Genomic DNA, 19,736 nt, shown 5'->3' with positions numbered 1-19,736 from the left:
TCATCTGTTGAATTACCCATTCCCGGGTCTCTGCTGAATAGCGTTTCATCTTCCATTCGCTGTCCGCCCCCCAATCTTTACATCAATCGGTTCGGGTGAGGCGACAACTAGCCTGACATGGAGGGCGGCAAAGAAAAGTAGGTGCCCCCCCGCACAGGGGGAACGCTAATAGACCACTAACAACACAAGGAAAGGCCAAAGAATCCAGACCAACAAAAAAAAGCCAAGTGCAACGCCCACCCCTCATGCTTTGAGAAACTGCTCCCTAGCCCCCAACCACCGCCCAAGGTGGCCCTCCACAACCTCAGGATACCGATCCAACAAAACAGCCGCCGCCTCCCGAGCCGGCTCGATCAACCACTGATCGTTCTCCAGATCAGCAAACCTCAACATCGCCGCGCCCGACTGCCGGGCGCCCAAAAACTCCCCTGGCCCCCGAATCTCCAGATCGCGCCGAGCGATTTCAAACCCATCGGTCGTCTCCCGCATGGTCTGCAACCGCGCCCGCGCGGTCATCGACAACGGTCCGGTATAAAGCAGCACACACACCGACGCCGCACTGCCCCGCCCCACCCGCCCCCGCAACTGATGCAGTTGCGCCAACCCGAACCGCTCGGCATGCTCGATCACCATCAACGAAGCATTCGGGACGTCCACTCCCACCTCGATCACCGTAGTCGCGACCAGCAACTGCACCTCGTTCCGTGTGAACGCCTCCATCACCGCCGCCTTTTCCGCCGGCGCAAGCCGCCCATGCACGAGCCCCACCTGCAACTCGGGTAACGCAGCCACCAGCGTCTCGTACGTCTCGACCGCCGTCTGCAACTGCAACGTCTCGCTCTCCTCGATCAGCGGACATACCCAGTACACCTGACGCCCCGTCAACGCCGCCTCCCGCACGCGCGCAATCACCTCATCGCGCCGCGCGTCGGCAACCAGCCTGGTCAGGATCGGCGTGCGCCCCGGCGGCAGTTCGTCGATCGTCGAAACATCGAGGTCGGCGTAGTAAGTCATCGCAAGCGTGCGCGGAATCGGCGTCGCGGACATCATCAGTTGATGAGGCTGGAAGTCGCGCACGCCGTCGGCCGCGTTAGCCGCCTTCGCGCGCAACGCCAACCGCTGCGCCACGCCGAACCGGTGCTGCTCGTCGACGATCACGAGCCCCAGCCGCGCAAACTCGACCGCGTCCTGAATGATCGCGTGCGTGCCGATCACGAGCTGCGCCGTGCCGAGCGCGGCCGCTTCCATCGCGGCGCGTTTCTCCTTCGTCTTCAGACTGCCCGCCAGCCACGCGACGCTCACGCCGAGCGGCTCCAGCCAGCCGCGCAACTTGCGTGCGTGCTGCTCGGCGAGTATTTCGGTCGGTGCCATCAGCGCGGCCTGGTAGCCGGCATCGATCGCCTGCGCAGCCGCGAGCGCAGCCACGATCGTTTTGCCACTGCCGACGTCGCCCTGTAAAAGCCGCTGCATCGGATGAGGCTGCGTCAGATCGAGTGCGATCTCGCCACCCACGCGCTCCTGCGCGGCCGTCAGCGCAAACGGCAACGCCTTCAGAAGACGCGCCACCAGCGCCGATTCATCGCCGAGCTTGCGGCGCGCCATGGCCGGCGCGCCGCGCGTGCGACGCTCGTCATGCGCGCGCTTCAACGACATCTGTTGCGCCAGCAACTCCTCGAACTTGATGCGCACCCACGCTGGGTGCGTGCCGTCGATCAGCGCGGTTTCATCCGACTGCACGCCCGGGTGATGCAGCGTGCGCACCGCGTCCATCAGCGTCGGCACACCGAGCGGCTGCAAATAAGCCTCGGCAACCGGCGCGGGCAACAACTCGGGCAACGCGGTGCGCGACAACGCGTTATCGATCGACTTGCGCAAATACGCCTGCGTCACGCCGGCAGTGCTCGGGTAGACAGGCGTTAGCGCCTGCGGCAACGGCGTGTCTTCGTCGACCACACGCACGGCCGGGTGCACCATCTCCATGCCGAAGAAACCGCCGCGTACGTCGCCGCGCACACGCAAACGCGCGCCGATCGCCATCTGCTTGACCTGCGAGCCGTAGAAGTTCAGGAAACGCAGCACGAGTTCGTCGCCGGCGTCGTCGCGGAGTTTCACGAGCAACTGGCGACGCGGCCGGTAAGCGATCTCGTTGTCGAACACCACGCCTTCGGTCTGCGCGATGCCGCCCGGCAGCAGATGACCGATCGGCGTCAGGGAAGTCTCGTCTTCGTAGCGCATCGGCAGATGCAGCACCAGATCGATGTCTCGCGTCAGGCCCAGTTTGGCAAGCTTGTCGGCGGTTTTTTCAGCCGGCTTGGGGGCGGGTTTCGATGCCGCCTTCGCAGCGGGTTTTGCAGCGGGTTTTACAACAGTGCTCGCCGCCGGCGTCGCCGAAGCTGCCGCATCTTCGACCACGTCCTGACCCGCCTCGCGCACAGCCACCTCCGCCTTGCCGCGCGAGACGCGGCGCCCCGGTTCGGCGCTCACTGCTTCGGCATCGGGGGGCAATCGGCGGTCGGACAAAGGCATGGGTTGCTTCGCAAGTACAATATCGGCTGTCAAAGGTATCGCCGCCAGGCAACGCGCGGCTCGCGGGCCGCTCCGGCGTCCCGCAATCATAGCCGCCCGGCTCCGGCTTCGGCTCAATTCAGTCCCAATTCGCTCCCAGTCGTCCGCATGTTTACGCTTTCCGATTTCGATTTCGATCTGCCGCCCGAACTGATCGCGCAAGTCGCGCTGCCCGAGCGCAGCGCCAGCCGTCTGCTCGAGGTCAATGCCCCGCTCCAGCCCGGCGCGGCCGCGCATCTGGTGGACCGGCGCTTCACCGAACTGCCCGATTGCATCGGCGCGGGCGATCTGCTGGTATTCAACGACACCAAGGTGCTGAAGGCCCGTTTTCTCGGCCAGAAGGCGAGCGGCGGCAAGATCGAAGTGCTGGTCGAACGCCTGACCGGCGAGCGCACCGCGCTCGCGCAGATTCGCGCGAGCAAGAGTCCGCAGCCCGGTACGACCATCCGTCTCGCGGATGCGTTCGACGTCACGGTCGGCGAACGCGTCGAACCGTTCTACACACTGCATTTTCCCGAAGACTGTCTGACGCTGATCGAGCAGTTCGGCCGCCTGCCGCTGCCGCCGTACATCGAGCACGACCCCGATTCGACCGATGAAACGCGCTATCAGACGGTGTTCGCGCAAAACCCCGGCGCGGTGGCCGCACCCACCGCCGGTCTGCATTTCGACGACGCGCTGCTGGCCCGGCTCGACGCCAAAGGCGTGCAGCGCGCGACACTGACGCTGCACGTCGGCGCCGGCACGTTCCAGCCGGTGCGGGTCGAAAACCTCGCCGAGCACAAGATGCATAGCGAGTGGTATCACCTGCCGCAGACGCTGGCCGACCGTATCGCGGAAACGCGCGAGCGCGGCAATCGCGTGATCGCGGTGGGCACGACGTCCATGCGCGCGCTCGAAGCCGCGGCGCGCGACGCCGAAGCCGCGGGTCGTCCGCTGGCTGCGGCCAGCACGGAAACCGATATCTTCATCACGCCCGGCTACCGGTTCCGCGTGGTCGACCGGCTGGTGACCAATTTCCATCTGCCGAAGTCGACGCTGCTGATGCTGGTGTCGGCGTTCGCGGGCGTGGACACGATTCGCGAGACGTACCGGCATGCCATCGAGGCGCGGTATCGCTTCTTCAGTTACGGCGACGCGATGCTGCTCACGCGCCGGGACGGCTAAAGCCTCGCAACGCGTTTTCAGATTTACCGTTCCGCTGCCGCCGCGAGCCTTCGCGGCGGCGTTCTTCATTCGCGCCGGACTGTTTTCCGGTAGCACAGGAGTCAACGACCATGACCGACGGTCATACATCGCAATCGCGCTCGCAATCACAATCGCAATCACAATCGCAACCGGCCATCGCCGAACAACCTGACAACGGTCTCAAGTTCGAACTGCTCGGCACCGACGGCCAGGCCCGCCGCGGCCGCGTCACGCTGAATCACGGTGTTGTCGAGACGCCGATCTTCATGCCGGTCGGCACATACGGCACCGTGAAAGCGGTGCAGCCGCGCGAACTCGAGGAGATGCACGCGCAGATCATCCTCGGCAATACGTTTCATCTGTGGCTGCGCCCGGGCCTGGAAACCATCGAGGCCCACGGCGGCCTGCACGGCTTCATGGGCTGGAAGAAACCTATCCTGACCGACTCGGGCGGCTTTCAGGTGTTCTCCCTGGGCGATCTGCGCAAAATCACCGAAGATGGCGTCACGTTCGCGTCGCCCATCAACGGCGACAAGCTCTTTCTGTCGCCGGAAGTGTCGATGCAGGTGCAGAAGGTGTTGAACTCGGACATCGTCATGCAGTTCGACGAATGCACGCCCTACGCCACTAACGACGTGCCTACTTCCCACCAGGACGCCGCCGACTCCATGCGCATGTCGATGCGCTGGGCCCGACGCTCGATTTCCGAATTCAACCGCCTCGGCAATCCCAACGCGCTGTTCGGCATCGTTCAGGGCGGCATGTTCGAAGACCTGCGCGACGAGTCGCTCGCCGGTCTCGCCGAGATGGATTTTCACGGTCTGGCCATCGGCGGCCTGTCGGTCGGCGAACCGAAAGAAGACATGATGCGGGTGCTGAACCACATCGGCCCGAAACTGCCGGCCGACAAGCCGCATTACCTGATGGGCGTGGGCACGCCGGAAGACCTGGTGGCGGGCGTCGCGGCCGGCGTCGACATGTTCGATTGCGTGATGCCCACGCGCAACGCGCGCAACGGCTGGCTGTTCACCCGTTTCGGCGACATCAAGATACGCAATGCCGCGCACAAGAACTCGCTGCGCCCGCTCGACGAGCAATGCGGCTGCTATACCTGCCGAAATTTCACCCGCGGCTATCTGCACCATCTGCATCGCGTCGGGGAAATTCTCGGCGCGCAGCTAAATACGATCCACAACCTGCACTACTACCTCGAACTGATGCAGGAAATGCGCGACGCAATCGACGCGAAGATGTTCGAGCCTTTCCGCAAGCGCTTCCACGAGAACCGCGCGCGCGGGATCGCCGAGGCGCCTTGAGTTGCGCCCGGCCACACGGCGCCGGGCCGCAAGCCGGCACGCCGCCGGATTTCAGCAGAAGAATCGGCCGGCAGGACGGCGAAAACCTTACAATCAACTTTCGTCGACGCCAAAAAAGGCTTTAAACGGTTGATCCCAAAGCCGATTCCCCGCGCCGACCCGCGTCGGGCCGGTGGTAGAATAACCGGCTGATTTTTTTGAACGTTTTGATTTATAACGGAGAGACCAACGTGTCGTTCATTTCCAATGCCTTCGCCCAAGGCACAGCATCAGGTGGCATTGAATCGAATCTGATGAGCTTCCTGCCGCTGATCCTGATGTTCGGCGTGCTTTACTTCATCATGATTCGCCCGCAAATGAAGCGCCAGAAGGAACATCGCAACATGCTCGCCGCGATGGCCAAGGGCGACGAAGTGGTGACGAACGGCGGCATCGTCGGCAAGGTCACCAAGGTCAACGAAGCCTACGTCGGCGTCGAAATCGCGGAAGGCACGGAAATCACGGTGCAAAAAGCGTCGGTCACGACCATCCTCCCGAAGGGCACGATCAAGTCGCTGTAAGGCCTGCACTCTCGCGTCCGGCGCGGCCTCGCCGGCGGTTCACGCAAAATCTCGCGTTCCACCCCCGCGCTCATCGCCGGACGCATCGCTTCCAAGCCAACCTGCCGTTGGACCACTCATGAATCGTTACCCCCTCTGGAAATATGCCGTGATGCTGGTGGCTCTGGTCATCGGCCTCGTGTACACGCTGCCCAATCTGTTCGGCGAAGCGCCGGCGGTGCAGGTGTCGAGCGGCAAGGCGACGGTGAAGCTCGACTCGACCACGCTGTCGGCGGTCGAAGCGGCGCTCGCGGCCAGTCAGATCAAGCCGGACGACGTCACGTTCGACAACTCGTCGACCAACGCGAATATCCGCGTGCGTCTGCCGGACACCGACACGCAACTGCGCGTGAAGGACCTGCTGTCGAAGTCGCTGAACAGCGATCCGACCGATCCGCAATACGTCGTCGCACTGAACCTGCAAAGCGCGTCGCCGCGTTGGCTGACCGCGCTGCACGCGCTGCCGATGTACCTCGGTCTGGACCTGCGCGGCGGTGTGCACTTCCTGCTGCAGGTCGACATGGCCGGCGCACTGAACAAGAAGCTCGACTCCGACGCCTCCGACGCCCGCACGCTGCTGCGCGACAACAACATCCGCGACGGCGGCGTGAATCGCGTCAACCAGACGGTGGTCATCAATTTCGCCGATCAGGCGACGGCAGATGCCGCGTCGAAGCAACTGGGCCGCAGCATCGGCGAATTGCAGTGGGCCACGCAAAACGGTCCCGACGGCGGCGTGCAACTGGTCGGCACGTTCACGCCGGCCGTGCAGCGCACGGTGCAGGACGCCGCGCTCAAGCAGAACATCACGACGCTGCATAACCGGGTGAACGAACTCGGCGTGGCGGAGCCGATCATCCAGCAGCAAGGCGCCGACCGTATCGTGGTCGAACTGCCGGGCGTGCAGGACACGGCGAAGGCCAAGGACATCATCGGCCGTACGGCCACGCTCGAAGCGCGTCTCGCCGACCCGGTCAACACTCACCCGAATCCGTCCGACCCGGTTCCGCCGGGCGACGAACTGTTCACGCAGGGCAACCAGACGCCGGTGCTGCTGCGCAAGCAGATCATCTTCACGGGCGACCGCATCATCGACGCGTCGGCGGGCTTCGACGAACACCAGCGGCCTTCGGTGAACATCCGTCTGGACTCGGCCGGCGGCCGCGCGGTGAGCAGCGTGTCGCGCGACAACATCGGCAAGCCGATGGCCATGGTGCTGTTCGAGAAGAACAAGGGCGAAGTGCTGACTGTGGCGACCATCCAGTCGGAACTGGGCGACCGCTTCCAGATTACCGGCCAGGCCACGCCGCAAGGCGCCGCCGACCTCGCGCTGCTGTTGCGCGCCGGCTCGCTGGCTGCGCCCATGGACATCATCGAAGAACGCACGATCGGCCCGAGCCTCGGCGCGGACAATATCCGCAAGGGCTTCCACTCGGTGGTGTGGGGCTTCGTGGCAATCGCCGTGTTCATGGTGATCTACTACATGCTGTTCGGCGTGATCTCGATGATCGGCCTGTCGGTCAACCTGTTGCTGCTGGTCGCCGTGCTGTCGATGCTGCAGGCCACGCTCACGCTGCCGGGTATCGCCGCTATCGCGCTCGCGCTCGGTATGGCGATCGACGCGAACGTGCTGATCAACGAGCGGATCCGCGAAGAACTGCGCCACGGCGCGCCGCCGCAACTGGCCATCCAGAACGGCTACGCGCACGCATGGGCGACCATTCTCGATTCGAACGTCACCACGCTGATCGCCGGTCTGGCGCTGCTCGCGTTCGGCTCCGGCCCGGTGCGCGGCTTCGCGATGGTTCACTGTATCGGCATCCTGACGTCGATGTTCTCGGCCGTGTTCTTCTCGCGCGGTATCGTCAATCTCTGGTACGGCGGCAAGAAGAAGCTGAAGTCGCTCGCCATCGGTCAGGTGTGGCGTCCGCAGCCGGACGGCATCGACGGCGCCGCCGCTTACCTCACGAACGACGACGCCGCGAGCGACACGGCGCTGGCCATGACGGCAGCCTCCGCCGCGTCGGCAAAGCCGAAGGCGAAGGCCGGTGCGCAAGCGCGCGCCGGCAAGCCGACGGTGCGCCGCCGCAACGCGACGAACGCACCTGGCACACCGCCGACCCCGCCACAGAAACCGGGTTCATCCCGCTGAGTCCCGGAGAACAAGACCATGGAATTTTTCCGTTTTCGCAAAGACATTCCGTTCATGCAGCGTGCGTTGATCTTCAACGCGATTTCGCTGCTGACGTTCCTGGCCGCCGTGTTCTTTCTCGTGCATCGCGGGCTGCATCTGTCGGTGGAGTTCACCGGCGGCACGGTGATCGAAGTGCAATACCCGGGCGCCGCGCCGCTCGAACCGGTGCGCGGCACGCTCGGCAAGCTCGGTTATGCCGACGCTCAGGTGCAGAATTTCGGCACCTCGCGCGATGTGCTGATCCGCTTGCCGCTCAAGCAGGGCTATACCTCGGCGCAACAAAGCGACCAGGTGATGAGCGCCCTGAAGGGCCAGGACGATCAGGTGCAGTTGCAGCGCGTCGAATTCGTCGGCCCGCAAGTGGGTAAGGAACTGGCGACCGACGGTCTGCTGGCGCTGGCCTGCGTGGTGGTGGGCATCGTGATCTACCTGTCGTTCCGCTTCGAATGGAAATACGCGGTGGCCGGCGTGATCGCCAACCTGCACGACGTGGTGATCATTCTCGGCTTCTTCGCGTTCTTCCAGTGGGAGTTTTCGCTGTCGGTGCTGGCCGCCGTGCTCGCGGTGCTCGGCTACTCGGTGAACGAATCGGTCGTGATCTTCGACCGGATTCGCGAGACCTTCCGTCGCGAACGCAAGATGACCGTGATCGAAGTCATCAACCACGCCATTACCAGCACGATGTCGCGCACGATCATCACGCACGGTTGTACGCAGATGATGGTGCTGTCGATGTTCCTGTTCGGCGGTCCGACGCTGCACTACTTCGCACTGGCGCTGACGGTCGGTATTCTGTTCGGCATCTACTCGTCGGTGTTCGTCGCGGCCGCTTTGGCCATGTGGTTCGGCGTGAAGCGCGAAGATCTGCTGAAGGACAAGAAAGCGGGCGTCGATCCGAACGACCCGAACGCCGGCGCGCAAGTCTGACGACGCTAGCCACTTACGCTTCACCATGCAAAAGGCCGGTTCGACAATCGAACCGGCCTTTTGCTTTCCAGACTGATCGAACCAGCGCGCGTTCTAGCGGAACCCGAGCTTGCGGCGCGCCGCCAGCAACGCAACAAGACTGATCGCCGCGCCGAAGATCATGTAGTAGCTCGGCGCCGCCTTCGACCCCGTGAAGCTGATCAGCCATGCAATGATGAACGGCCCGAAGCCGCCGAAAATGGTCACGGCGATGTTATAGGCGAGCGACATGCCGGTAGTGCGCGTCTGCACCGGGAACATCTCCGAGAGCAAACCAGGCAGCGCGGCAAAGTACCCGGTCATCAGAAAGCCGAACACGATCTGCAGCGCCATCAGCGTGCCAAACGTCGGATGCGCGACCAGATACACGAAGGCCGGGTAGATCAGAATCAGCAGCAGCAATGCCGAAGTCAGCATGATGGTCGTGCGCCCATGCCGGTCGGACAGATGACCGACAAGCGGCGAAAACACCATCTGGATCAAGCCCGTCACCGCGATGGCTGCGAACGCGACCGACGGCGCCAGTCCCAACTGCTTCACGCCGTAAGTCGGCATGAACAGCACGAGGTACGTGGACACCGTGCCCAGCACCACCACGCCGATCGCGATCAGCAGCCGCAGTTTCTGACTCGTGAAGGTGTCGCGCAACGGCGTCTCGGTGGTTTCGGCGGCGAGGAATTCCGGCGTCTCGTCGAGCTTCGTGCGGATATACCAGGCCACCGGCCCGATCAGCAGACCGAAAAAGAACGGCACGCGCCAGCCCCACGAAGCCATCTGATCCGGCGACAGCTTGCCCGTGAGCAGCACGCCGAAGCCGGCCGCGAGCAGCGTCGTCAGACCCTGGCTCGCCACCTGCCAGCTTGCGAAGAAGCCGCGCCGCGACGGCACGTGCTCGGCAAGAAACGCCGTGGCACTGCCGAATTCGCCGCCCGCCGAGAAGCCCTGCATCAGACGTGCGATCACGAGGATGACCGGCGCGGCGAGACCGATGCTGCGGTAGGTCGGCAGCACCGCGATGATCAGCGTGCCGCCCATCATCAACAGGATGGACAGCGTCAGCGCGGCTTTGCGGCCGGCACGATCCGCATAGGCGCCGATCACGATGGCGCCGAGCGGCCGCATGAAAAACGACACCCCGAAGGTGCCGAGCGTGAGCAGCAGCGAGACCGTATCGTTACCGGCCGGGAAAAACAGCTTCGCGATGATCACCGCGAAGAAGCCATACACCACCAGATCGAACCATTCGAGCGCGTTGCCGATCGACGCCGCGACCACCGCGCGCCACGAACTGTTGCGACTCCCCACGCGACTTGCTGTCGCTGTTGCATTCATACGGATCTCCCCATTCGCTGTTTTTTCAGGCAGGCGTATTGCCCGCGTTTTGCCCACGTTTCGCCGCCGGATGCGCGTTTCACCCGCGCGGTGCCAGCGGTCTATGTACCTGAAAATTAAACGGCAGGCGAGTAGCAAATAGCCCGAGTCGCGTTTGCCCGCTATCACCGGTGCATTTTTGACACATATTGAACAATTAGGGACCGAGGCGGTCTGAACAGACCTGTCGATCGCGGGCCGGGCGCGTTTCCTGCAACGCCACAATGCCACTACGCAGGCCAGACGCGTTTGGTACTATGGCTGCTCGCTTTCATCAGACCCGCTCTATCGATCCGGCTTTGCACGCTGCCCTTCACACCGTTAAGCCCATCGCCGTATGGAACATGACAACCTGATCGCGTGCCATGAATGTGACACGCTGTTCCGCAAGCCCAGGCTTGCCGGGCGGACTGTCGCGCGTTGTCCGCGTTGCGGCGCAACGCTATACAGCGGCGTGTCGCGCAAGCTCGACAAGATCAGCGCCATGACGCTGGCCGCGCTCATCACCTTCGTGATTGCGCAGGGCTTTCCTATCGTCGAACTCGAAACCAACGGCATTACTTCGCAAACCACGCTGTTCGGCGCGCTGGTCGCGTTGTGGAACGAGGACATGCAGATCGTCGCCGTCATGGTGTTCTGCTCGACCATCCTGTTCCCGCTGACCGAACTCGTCGCGCTGCTCTACGTGCTGATTCCGCTGCGCGCGGGCTACGTGCCGCCCATGTTCAACCGCGTGCTGCGCGCCATCCAGTTCGTGCGGCCGTGGGGAATGATCGAAGTGTTCATGCTGGGCGTGCTCATCACCATCGTCAAAATGGTCAGCCTCGCGCGCGTGATTCCCGAAGCCGCGCTGTTCGCGTTCGGCGTGCTGACGCTGATGTTCGCGGTGGTCGTCACGTTCGATCCGCGCATTCTGTGGGACCTTGCCGACGAACTCGGCGACCGCAGCCAGCGGCCATTGCCGCGCACGTCGGCCGACAGTGCCGCGGCCGCGATGACCTCGCTGGACGGGCCGCCCGCGCCGCCCGCCCTGCTCGAGCCGTCACCTCCGGCGGCTCCCGATTTGCCACCCGGCGCGCCGTCGGCGCCGCCTCAGGGATGAGCACGCCATGAAATACGTCACCGCGCGCCGCGCGGGTCTGGTCTCCTGCCATGCGTGCGGACGCGTCGAGCCGCGCATCCGCTCCATTACGGCGCAGCACTGCGGACGCTGCGGCACACACCTGCACTCGCGCAACCCCGACAGCCTCGTGCGCACCTGGGCGCTGCTGATTGCCGCCGCACTGCTGTATATTCCCGCGAACCTGCTGCCGGTCATGCATACCGCGTCGCTGCTCGGTTCCGAAGACGACACCATCATGAGCGGCGTCGTGTATTTCTGGACCTCGGGCGACTGGCCGCTCGCGGTCATCGTGTTCATCGCCAGCATCATGGTGCCGATGCTCAAGCTGAGCGTGCTGGTGCTGCTCACCGTCACCGCGCAACGGCGCTCGCGCTGGCGTCCACAGCAACGCGCCACGCTGTACCGGATGGTCGAGCGGATCGGCCGCTGGTCGATGCTCGACGTATTCGTCGTCACGCTGACCGTTGCGCTGGTCCGTTTCAAGTCGCTGGCTGTGATTACGGCCGGACCCGGCGCGATCGCGTTCGGCTCGGTCGTGATTCTGACCATGATGGCATCCATGCAATTCGATCCACGACTCATCTGGGACAACGTGGAAAGCCGTACTAAAAAACCTCAGGACCCCCGCCATGACTAGCCCGCAAGGACCGACGCCCGCCTCCGACGCGCCGCGCAACGATTCGAACGGACCGAAGCTGCCGCCCCAACTTCCCGACCCCGACGTCGAACCGCGCAGCCGCTGGCTGCCTTCGCTCGTCTGGATGATTCCGCTGATCGCCGCGTTGATCGGCATCGCGCTCGTCATCAAGTCGGTAACGGAGAAAGGCCCGACCATCACGATCAGCTTCGTCAGCGCCGAAGGGCTCGAGCCGGGCAAGACCAAGGTCAAGTACAAGGACGTCGACGTCGGCTCGGTGAAGACCATCACCCTCTCCAAAGATCTGTCGCACGTGCTGGTGCAGGTGCAGTTGACCAAGGAAGGCGAGGACTTCGCGGTGAAGGATTCGCGCTTCTGGGTGGTGCGTCCGCGGGTCGGTGCGAGCGGCGTGTCGGGGCTGACCACGTTGTTGTCGGGTGCATATATCGGCGCCGACGCCGGGCATTCGCCGGACACCGAGAAGGACTTCGTCGGGCTCGAAACGCCGCCGCCGATTACCGGCGACCAGAAGGGTCATCAGTTCGTGCTGCATGGCGATTCGCTCGGCTCGATCGACATCGGCTCGCCGATTTTCTACCGGCGCGTGCAGGTCGGTCAGGTGGTCGGTTTCTCGCTGGACAAGGACGGCACCGGCGTGACCATGCAGGTGTTCGTGTCCGCGCCGTTCGACCAGTACGTCGGCACCAACTCGCGCTGGTGGCATGCGAGCGGGGTCGATCTGCGGCTCGACTCGAGCGGCTTCAAGCTGAATACGCAGTCGCTCGCCACGGTGATCGTGGGCGGCCTGTCGTTCCAGTCGCCGCCTGGCCAGGGCGTGGGTGCGCAGGCGCCGAACAACATGACGTTCCGCCTCGGTTCGGACGAAGCGGATGCGATGCGCGAGCCGGATGGCGTGCCGCTGCGCGTGGTGATGAACTTCAACCAGTCGCTGCGTGGCCTGTCGATTGGCGCGCCGGTCGATTTCCGCGGCATCGTGCTCGGTCAGGTGACGAACATCGGCATCGACTACGATCCGAAGACCCGCAGCTTCACCATGCCGGTGACGATGAACCTGTATCCCGACCGGCTCGGCAAGCGTTTCCGCGAAACCGCGCCGGCGCCGGGCAGTATGGCGGGGCAGACGATGCTGCAGCAACTCGTCAAGCACGGTTTGCGTGGCCAGTTGCGCACGGGCAATCTGATCACGAGCCAGTTGTACGTGGCGGTGGACATCTTCCCGAAGGCGCCGCCGGCGACGGTCGACGTGGCGAGCGATCCGCTCGAACTGCCGACCATACCGAACACGCTGGACGAGTTGCAACTGCAGGTGGCCGACATTGCGAAGAAGCTGGACAAGGTGCCGTTCGACCAGATCGGCAACAACCTGAACAGTGCGCTGCAGAATGCCGACGCGTTGTTCAAGCGACTCGACACCGAGGTGGTGCCGCAGGCGCGCGACACGCTGGCCGCCGCGAAGCAGACGTTTGGATCGGCGCAAGCCACTTTGCAGCAGGACTCGCCGTTGCAGTCGGACGTGCATCAGGCGCTGCAGGAATTGACGCGAACGTTGCAGTCGCTGAATTCGCTGTCGGATTATCTGGAGCGTCATCCCGAATCGCTGTTGCGCGGTAAAACAGGAGATAAACCATGATGTTTGCCCGGCTCCCCCGCCCGCCGCGCGGGCTCGTGCGCGGCGTTGCGACTGTTGGCGCACTGGCCGGATTGCTGGCGTTGGCGGCGTGCGCGTCGCCGTCGAGCCGTTTTTATACGCTTGGGGCGGATAGTTCTGCGGGTGCTGCGGGTGCTGCGGGTGCTGCGTCTGGCGCTGCCGGCGGTGCGGTGACTACGGCTGCGCCTGCGTGGATGATCGAAGTCGCGCCAGTGGATGTGCCGCCGCAGGTCGCCAAAAATCAGCTAGTCGTGCAGACCGGGCCGACGCAGGTTCGGGTGCTCGAAGAAGAGCGCTGGGCCTCGCTGCCGGGTGATGAGATCCGGCGGGCTCTGTCGACCGATTTGACGCAGCAGCTTGGGACCATCGATGTGTATGGGACTGCGCATTCCGATGCGGTGCCGGTTTATCGGGTAAGCCTGAATGTGCAGCGGTTCGAGTCGTGGCCTGGGTCGCATGCTCTGATTGATGCGGTCTGGAGTGTGCGGTCGTTGAAGACCACGGCGGTCTTGACCTGCCGGAGTGTGGTTAGTGTGCCTGTCGGCGGTGGGTATGATGCGCTGGTGCAAGGGCATCGGGAGGGGTTGCTCAGGGTTGCTACGCAGGTTGGGGTTGCTGTTCAGGGGGTCGCTCGGGGTGGGGTGACTGGTTGCCCTTCGGGCGGTTAGGATTTTTTGGGTTATTTTTGGGGTTTTTTTTGGCCTCTCCTTGCATTGTTAGTGGTCTATTAGCGTTCCCCCTGTGCGGGGGGCACCTACTTTTCTTTGCCGCCGCAAAGAAAAGTAGGCAAAAGAAAGCGGGCTCAAACCGCTAACTTTTAAGCGGGCACCACGCGCGGTTTCTGGTAGTGGTACATCTGGAATCCGTGCTCCCGCACATTCCGCTCCTGTGACAAGGCAGTCATTCTTCCGGCGGCGCTTCGCGCGCCCCCGGGTCGTTCTACCCCCCTCGGTTTTTCGCTTTCCGTGGTGTTCCCATCCGCGACGCACGCAGTGCGGAGTGGGAGCTGATGAGTGCTTTGTCACTAACGTCAAATGCGCGACGGCACGGATTCCAGATGCACCACTACCAAGAATCTCGCGCGGTTCCCGCTTAAGAATTAGCGGTGTGAGCCGCTTTCTTTTGCCTACTTTTCTTTGCGGCGGCAAAGAAAAGTAGGTGCCCCCCCGCACAGGGGGAACGCTAATAGACCACTAACAACACAAGGAAAGGCCAAAACCCAAAAGCCAAAAAAAGCCAGTGCAACGAAAAAAAGCCCGCGGCAGCGCCCTGTACAATACCCCCCACCCCACCCCACAGCCCCCGGCAGCCCCCTCAATGTCCTTCGACTTCTTCCTCCCCTGCCCGCGCGGCCTCGAAACCTCGCTTGCGGCCGAGCTCGGCGAAATCGCCGTCAAACACCTGAACGGCGCACCGTTCACCGCCGGCGCGCAAGTCCCCGGCGGCGTCCATTTCAAAGGCGGATGGGCCGCCGGCATGGCCGCCAACCTGCACTCGCGTCTGGCCAGCCGCGTCCTCCTGAAAATCGCGCATCGCCCCTATCGCACCGAACAGGACGTCTACGCACTCGCCGTCGATCAACGCTGGGAACACTGGTTCTCCGCCAACCAGACCCTGCGCGTCGACGTCACCGCCATCAAATCGCCCCTGCGTAGCCTCGAATTCACCACGCTGCGCGTCAAGGACGCCATCTGCGACCGCCTGCGCGAAGTCAGCGGCGCGCGCCCCAGCATCGATACCGCCATGCCCGACGTGCGCGTGTTCGCCTTCCTCACCGCCACGGAATGCACGCTCTACCTCGACACGTCCGGCGACCCGCTCTTCAAACGCGGCTGGCGGCTCGATAAAGGTGCGGCGCCGCTGCGCGAAAACCTCGCGGCCGGCATTCTGCGTCTCACCGGCTGGACCGCCGGGACGCCGCTCTACGATCCGATGTGCGGCAGCGGCACCTTCCTCGCGGAAGCCGCTCAGGTTGCGCTGAATATCGCCCCCGGCGCGGAACGCCGCTTCGGTTTCGAAAAGCTCAAGCAGTACGACGCCAAAACCTGGCAGACGCTGAAGTCCGCCGCGCTCGACGCCAAACACGCAGCCCGCCAGTCCCGCGCCGATATCCAGATCTTCGGCAGCGATATTTCCGGCGACATGCTCGACAAGGCGCGCGCCAATTTCCAGCGCGCCGGCCTGCCGTCCATCCCGCTGAAACAGGTCGACGCGCGCGGCATGACGCCGCCGTCGTCCGACGCGGGCATTCTGGTGGCCAATCCGCCGTACGGCGAACGGATCGAAGTGCGCGGACGCAATGCCCGCGGCGAAATCCGCGAAGGCCGTGGCAACCGCGAAATCCGCGACGAAGACAGCTTCCATCGCGCTCAGGAAGAAGCGCCCGACAGCGAGTTCTTCCAGTCGCTCGGCGACTCGCTCAAGCAACGCTTCACCGGTTGGCATGCCTTCATCCTGACGTCCGATCGCAAACTGCCCGGCCAGCTGCGCCTGCGCGAATCGACCAAAACGCCGCTCTTCAACGGCGCGCTCGAATGCCGGCTGTTCCGCTTCGATCTGATCGCCGGCAGCGTGCGGCAACGGCCGCAGAACACCGACCCGGCTGCCAGCTGATCTGTCAGCGCTCCAGCAAGCGAAACGCGGACCCCGCAAGGTCAGCGTTTTTTTTTCGCCCAGGCAAACCGGCAATTGCCGGCGCACCACACCCTCCCGAACGCCGCCAGGCTCCACTAAAAGCGACAGGCAACGGCACAAAACGCCGTGATTCATTTGCTTCGTCCGCCGATCCCATCTGTTACGCTGAATCGCATTCTTTCAGGTCGCTGACTCGCGCGTAAAACCTCGTCGCGAAGCCCGCCGGCAAGCCTGTCGGCGAGCCCATCGACGAGCCCGTTGGCAAGTCCATCGGGCTCCCGCCATCCGAATCCTCCATTTACTTAGTAGTCCCGGCACCGCTTCGATTGCCCGGACCCGTGGCATTACCTCGACCTCAGCGGAGTACGACATGCAGCAAGGACTCGGTTTTCGCAGCCTCGCGACCGGCGCCTTTCTGGCGCTGGCGATCACGGGATGTGGCGGTGGCGGCGGCGGTGGCGGCAGCCCAGCCACGCCATCCGGCGCGGCCGGCGCCACGGGCGCGAGCGCACCGGCAAGCACCGCCGAGCCCGCGTCCGCGGCATCGGACACACCCGCTGCCACGCCCAAACTCGCAGCCGCCACCCCGGTGATCGACGGCACGACGCTCGGCGATGCCAACTGGCCGTCGGGTTCGACGACCTCGGGCGGGACCGGTCAGGCCATCGGCGGGCTAAGCTGCGCGGTACGCGGCAACACGTACACCTACACGCATCTGTCGATCTATCAGGACGGGCGTCTGCTCGCGCTGCCTGCGGACATCGGCACGGTCGAGCCGACCATGGCTGCGCAGACCGGCTGCGCGTATCCGCTCCATACGGTCGATTCGAGCGGCAAGATCCGCATGGACGCGACGACGGGCACGAGCTACACACTGGGCCAGTTCTTCGCGATCTGGGGCGAAACGCTCGGCGCGACGAGCGTAGCGGGCATCAGCGGTTCGCCTGTCACGATCGAAGTCAACGACGGCGGCACGCTCACCACGTACACCGGCGACCCGGCCAGCCTGGTGCTGCCCGTGCACGGTGAAGTGACCATTGAAATTGGCACGCAGCTCACACAGATTCCCACCTACACATGGACCGATCCGCCGCCGTTCGATCCGAGCCCGATCACGCTGGTGTATGGCGGGGTAGTCGGTAACGCATTCTGGCCGAGCGGCAACACGTCGACCGGCGGCACCGGCGCTAACGTGGATGGCCTGATCTGCGCGGCCAACATGAGCGAGCTTTATCACGTGCATGCGCACATCGCGATCGTCAAGGACGGCCAGACGCTCGCGTTACCCGCGAACGTCGGGATCCTCGCGCAATGCAACTATGAAATGCACACGCATGATTCGACGGGCATCGTGCATATCGAAACGCCGACGCTGAAGAACTTCACGCTGGGCCAGTTCTTCGATATCTGGGGCGAGCCGCTCACCAGTACGAATATCGCCGGCGTGACGGGGACGGTCGTCGCATACATCAACGACAACGGCGACTCGCGCCGCTATATGGGCGAACTGCGCGACATCGAGTTGATCTCGCATCGTGACATCACCTTGCAGATCGGCACGCCGGTGAGCACGCTCGCGACTTACTCGTGGTACGAGCCGCAGTAACGCAGTAATGCAGGAGCGGCGGCGCGCCGGTGCGCGCCGCTTCGACCAGGCCGGCTGTCACTCCACGGCCTTGACCATGTCCTCGATCACCTTCTTCGCGTCGCCGAACACCATCATCGTCTTGTCCATGTAGAACAGGTCGTTGTCGAGCCCGGCATAACCCGCCGCCATCGAGCGCTTGTTCACGATCACCGTGCGCGCCTTGTACGCTTCGATGATCGGCATGCCCGCGATCACCGACTTCGGATCGGTCTTCGCCGCCGGGTTCACCACGTCGTTCGCGCCGAGCACCAGCACCACGTCCACCTGACCGAACTCGCCGTTGATGTCGTCCATCTCGAACACCATGTCGTAGGACACTTCGGCCTCGGCGAGCAGCACGTTCATGTGGCCCGGCATGCGTCCCGCCACCGGGTGAATCGCGTATTTCACCTCGATGCCTTTCTCGACCAGCTTGTCGGTCAGCTCCTTCAACGCATGCTGCGCACGCGCCACGGCGAGGCCGTAACCCGGCACGATCACCACGCTTTCCGCATTGCCGAGCATGAAGGCGGCGTCGTCGGCCGAACCGGATTTCACCGGACGCTGCTCGGTCGCGCCGCCCGCTGCCGCCGCGCCGGCCTCGTTACCGAAGCCGCCCAGAATCACGTTGAAGAACGAGCGGTTCATCGCACGGCACATGATGTACGACAGGATCGCGCCGGACGAGCCGACCAGCGAGCCGGCGATGATCAGCATCGGGTTGTTCAGCGAGAAGCCGATGCCCGCCGCCGCCCAGCCCGAATACGAGTTGAGCATCGACACCACCACCGGCATATCCGCCCCGCCGATCGGAATGATGATCAGCACGCCGAGCACGAACGCGATGATCGTCATCACGATGAACGGCAGCCAGGCCTGCGTGAGAAAGAAGATCACGCCGAAGCCGAGCATGCCGATGGCGAGCAGCAGGTTGATCAGATGCTGCCCGGCATACACGACCGGCGCGCCCTGAAACAACCGGAACTTGTACTTGCCCGAGAGCTTGCCGAACGCGATCACCGAACCGGAGAACGTAATCGCGCCGACGAAGGTGCCGATGAACAGTTCGACGCGATTGCCGTACGGCAGGAAACCGGGGTAGGTGTTCTCCGGATCGACGAGCCCGAACGCGGCCGGCTCCGATACCACCGCATACGCGATGCACACGGCGGCGAGCCCGATCAGCGAGTGCATGGCCGCGACCAGTTCGGGCATCTTGGTCATCTCGACGCGCGCGGCGACCACGGCACCGACCGCGCCGCCGACGATCAGCGCGACCAGCAGCAGACCGAGCCCGAGGCTCAGATTCGAGCCGAGTCCGTTCGCCTGCCTGACGATCAGCGCGATGGTGGTGACGATCGCAATCGCCATCCCGGCCATGCCGAAGGTGTTGCCGATGCGCGCGGTCTTCGGATTCGACAGCCCCTTGAGCGCCTGAATGAAGCAGACCGACGCGACCAGGTAAAGCAGCGTGACGACGTTCAGACTCATTACGCGTTCTCCCGGGCGGTCTTGTCCGCGGTGTTGTGGGCAACGAGTTTCTTCGGCTCTTTCTTGCGGAACATCTCCAGCATTCGCCGCGTGACGAGAAAGCCGCCGAACACGTTGACCGCCGCGAGCGCGACGGCCAGCGTGCCGAAAAACTTGCCCGGCGTGCCGAGCGTCAGACCGGCCGCGAGCATGGCGCCGACGATCACGATTGCCGAAATCGCATTGGTCACCGCCATCAGCGGCGTGTGCAGCGCGGGCGTGACGTTCCAGACCACGTGGTAGCCGACGTAGATGGCCAGCACGAAGATGATCAGGTTGATGACGGTGTGGTTGATGAGTTCCATGATCGCTTTCCC

The 19,736-nt window shown here is 63.9% G+C and carries 15 protein-coding genes; 11 read left to right on the top strand and 4 right to left on the bottom strand.

What is annotated here, in order from left to right; all coding sequences use genetic code 11:
• Window positions 1-243 precede the first annotated feature (243 nt).
• Window positions 244-2,526: an ATP-dependent DNA helicase RecG gene (gene recG, locus FQ746_RS20965; RefSeq protein ID WP_144111568.1), complete on the bottom strand. Its 2,283-nt coding sequence runs from the start codon at window positions 2,524-2,526 to the stop codon at window positions 244-246.
• 147 nt (window positions 2,527-2,673) lie between these two features.
• Here recG and queA point away from each other — a divergent pair, with 147 nt between their 5' ends.
• The 5 genes from queA (at window position 2,674) to secF (ending at window position 8,789) form a co-directional block, all read left to right on the top strand.
• Window positions 2,674-3,732 (top strand): tRNA preQ1(34) S-adenosylmethionine ribosyltransferase-isomerase QueA, encoded by a 1,059-nt coding sequence (queA, locus tag FQ746_RS20960; RefSeq protein WP_144111567.1) that lies wholly within the window; start codon window positions 2,674-2,676, stop codon window positions 3,730-3,732.
• Window positions 3,733-3,842: 110 nt separating this feature from the next.
• Complete coding sequence (gene tgt / locus FQ746_RS20955; protein ID WP_144111566.1) at window positions 3,843-5,069, top strand: tRNA guanosine(34) transglycosylase Tgt; 1,227 nt, start codon at window positions 3,843-3,845, stop codon at window positions 5,067-5,069.
• 230 nt (window positions 5,070-5,299) lie between these two features.
• Window positions 5,300-5,629 (top strand): preprotein translocase subunit YajC, encoded by a 330-nt coding sequence (gene yajC, locus FQ746_RS20950; protein WP_144111565.1) that lies wholly within the window; start codon window positions 5,300-5,302, stop codon window positions 5,627-5,629.
• Window positions 5,630-5,747: 118 nt separating this feature from the next.
• Window positions 5,748-7,820 carry a protein translocase subunit SecD gene (gene secD, locus FQ746_RS20945; protein WP_144111564.1) on the top strand — a complete coding sequence of 691 codons (2,073 nt, stop codon included), beginning with the start codon at window positions 5,748-5,750 and terminating at the stop codon, window positions 7,818-7,820.
• A gap of 18 nt (window positions 7,821-7,838) precedes the next feature.
• Complete coding sequence (secF, locus tag FQ746_RS20940) at window positions 7,839-8,789, top strand: protein translocase subunit SecF (protein WP_144111563.1); 951 nt, start codon at window positions 7,839-7,841, stop codon at window positions 8,787-8,789.
• 93 nt (window positions 8,790-8,882) lie between these two features.
• On the opposite strand, the gene FQ746_RS20935 is transcribed toward secF, so the two are convergent.
• Window positions 8,883-10,160 (bottom strand): MFS transporter, encoded by a 1,278-nt coding sequence (locus FQ746_RS20935; protein ID WP_144111562.1) that lies wholly within the window; start codon window positions 10,158-10,160, stop codon window positions 8,883-8,885.
• Window positions 10,161-10,536: 376 nt separating this feature from the next.
• Between FQ746_RS20935 and FQ746_RS20930 the strand changes: the two genes are divergently transcribed.
• The 6 genes from FQ746_RS20930 to FQ746_RS20900 all read left to right on the top strand — a co-directional run bounded on the left by FQ746_RS20930 (window position 10,537) and on the right by FQ746_RS20900 (window position 17,868).
• Window positions 10,537-11,301: a paraquat-inducible protein A gene (locus FQ746_RS20930; RefSeq protein ID WP_144111561.1), complete on the top strand. Its 765-nt coding sequence runs from the start codon at window positions 10,537-10,539 to the stop codon at window positions 11,299-11,301.
• A gap of 7 nt (window positions 11,302-11,308) precedes the next feature.
• A complete protein-coding gene (locus FQ746_RS20925; RefSeq protein ID WP_144111560.1) occupies window positions 11,309-11,959 on the top strand; it encodes a paraquat-inducible protein A in 651 nt (216 codons plus the stop codon).
• On the top strand, window positions 11,952-13,610 hold the full coding sequence (locus tag FQ746_RS20920; protein WP_144111559.1) for an intermembrane transport protein PqiB: 1,659 nt from the start codon (window positions 11,952-11,954) through the stop codon (window positions 13,608-13,610). The genes FQ746_RS20925 and FQ746_RS20920 overlap by 8 nt, the downstream gene beginning before the upstream one ends.
• The gene (locus tag FQ746_RS20915; protein ID WP_144111558.1) at window positions 13,607-14,296 is read left to right on the top strand and encodes a PqiC family protein; all 690 of its coding nucleotides are present in this window, start codon (window positions 13,607-13,609) and stop codon (window positions 14,294-14,296) included. Before FQ746_RS20920 ends, FQ746_RS20915 begins: the two co-directional genes overlap by 4 nt.
• Window positions 14,297-14,945: 649 nt before the next feature.
• Window positions 14,946-16,241 carry a class I SAM-dependent RNA methyltransferase gene (locus FQ746_RS20910; RefSeq protein ID WP_144111557.1) on the top strand — a complete coding sequence of 432 codons (1,296 nt, stop codon included), beginning with the start codon at window positions 14,946-14,948 and terminating at the stop codon, window positions 16,239-16,241.
• Window positions 16,242-16,632: 391 nt separating this feature from the next.
• Window positions 16,633-17,868 (top strand): hypothetical protein, encoded by a 1,236-nt coding sequence (locus FQ746_RS20900; protein WP_186310787.1) that lies wholly within the window; start codon window positions 16,633-16,635, stop codon window positions 17,866-17,868.
• A 57-nt stretch (window positions 17,869-17,925) separates the two neighbouring features.
• Here the strand turns inward: FQ746_RS20900 and FQ746_RS20895 are convergent, their stop codons facing one another.
• Entirely contained in the window at window positions 17,926-19,380 is a 1,455-nt protein-coding gene (locus tag FQ746_RS20895; RefSeq protein ID WP_144111556.1) for an NAD(P)(+) transhydrogenase (Re/Si-specific) subunit beta, read from the bottom strand.
• Window positions 19,380-19,724: an NAD(P) transhydrogenase subunit alpha gene (locus FQ746_RS20890; RefSeq protein WP_144111555.1), complete on the bottom strand. Its 345-nt coding sequence runs from the start codon at window positions 19,722-19,724 to the stop codon at window positions 19,380-19,382. The genes FQ746_RS20895 and FQ746_RS20890 overlap by 1 nt, the downstream gene beginning before the upstream one ends.
• Window positions 19,725-19,736 lie beyond the last annotated feature (12 nt).

Source organism: Paraburkholderia sp. BCC1886 (assembly GCF_900996245.1).
In the GTDB taxonomy this organism is placed as follows: Bacteria; Pseudomonadota; Gammaproteobacteria; order Burkholderiales; family Burkholderiaceae; genus Paraburkholderia.
Note: the sequence above shows the minus strand (reverse complement) of the source record. Positions and strands in the feature narration are given on the sequence as shown.

What these genes read in the sequence shown, in the direction of transcription:
- secF (WP_144111563.1), top strand. Translation starts at nt 7,839, where the DNA reads ATGGAATTTTTCCGTTTTCGCAAAGACATTCCGTTCATGCAGCGTGCG.
- FQ746_RS20925 (WP_144111560.1), top strand. Translation starts at nt 11,309, where the DNA reads ATGAAATACGTCACCGCGCGCCGCGCGGGTCTGGTCTCCTGCCATGCG.
- FQ746_RS20910 (WP_144111557.1), top strand. Translation starts at nt 14,946, where the DNA reads ATGTCCTTCGACTTCTTCCTCCCCTGCCCGCGCGGCCTCGAAACCTCG.
- FQ746_RS20930 (WP_144111561.1), top strand. Translation starts at nt 10,537, where the DNA reads ATGGAACATGACAACCTGATCGCGTGCCATGAATGTGACACGCTGTTC.
- FQ746_RS20890 (WP_144111555.1), bottom strand. Translation starts at nt 19,724, where the DNA reads ATGGAACTCATCAACCACACCGTCATCAACCTGATCATCTTCGTGCTG.
- FQ746_RS20920 (WP_144111559.1), top strand. Translation starts at nt 11,952, where the DNA reads ATGACTAGCCCGCAAGGACCGACGCCCGCCTCCGACGCGCCGCGCAAC.
- FQ746_RS20900 (WP_186310787.1), top strand. Translation starts at nt 16,633, where the DNA reads ATGCAGCAAGGACTCGGTTTTCGCAGCCTCGCGACCGGCGCCTTTCTG.
- recG (WP_144111568.1), bottom strand. Translation starts at nt 2,526, where the DNA reads ATGCCTTTGTCCGACCGCCGATTGCCCCCCGATGCCGAAGCAGTGAGC.
- FQ746_RS20915 (WP_144111558.1), top strand. Translation starts at nt 13,607, where the DNA reads ATGATGTTTGCCCGGCTCCCCCGCCCGCCGCGCGGGCTCGTGCGCGGC.
- tgt (WP_144111566.1), top strand. Translation starts at nt 3,843, where the DNA reads ATGACCGACGGTCATACATCGCAATCGCGCTCGCAATCACAATCGCAA.
- FQ746_RS20935 (WP_144111562.1), bottom strand. Translation starts at nt 10,160, where the DNA reads ATGAATGCAACAGCGACAGCAAGTCGCGTGGGGAGTCGCAACAGTTCG.
- queA (WP_144111567.1), top strand. Translation starts at nt 2,674, where the DNA reads ATGTTTACGCTTTCCGATTTCGATTTCGATCTGCCGCCCGAACTGATC.
- FQ746_RS20895 (WP_144111556.1), bottom strand. Translation starts at nt 19,380, where the DNA reads ATGAGTCTGAACGTCGTCACGCTGCTTTACCTGGTCGCGTCGGTCTGC.
- secD (WP_144111564.1), top strand. Translation starts at nt 5,748, where the DNA reads ATGAATCGTTACCCCCTCTGGAAATATGCCGTGATGCTGGTGGCTCTG.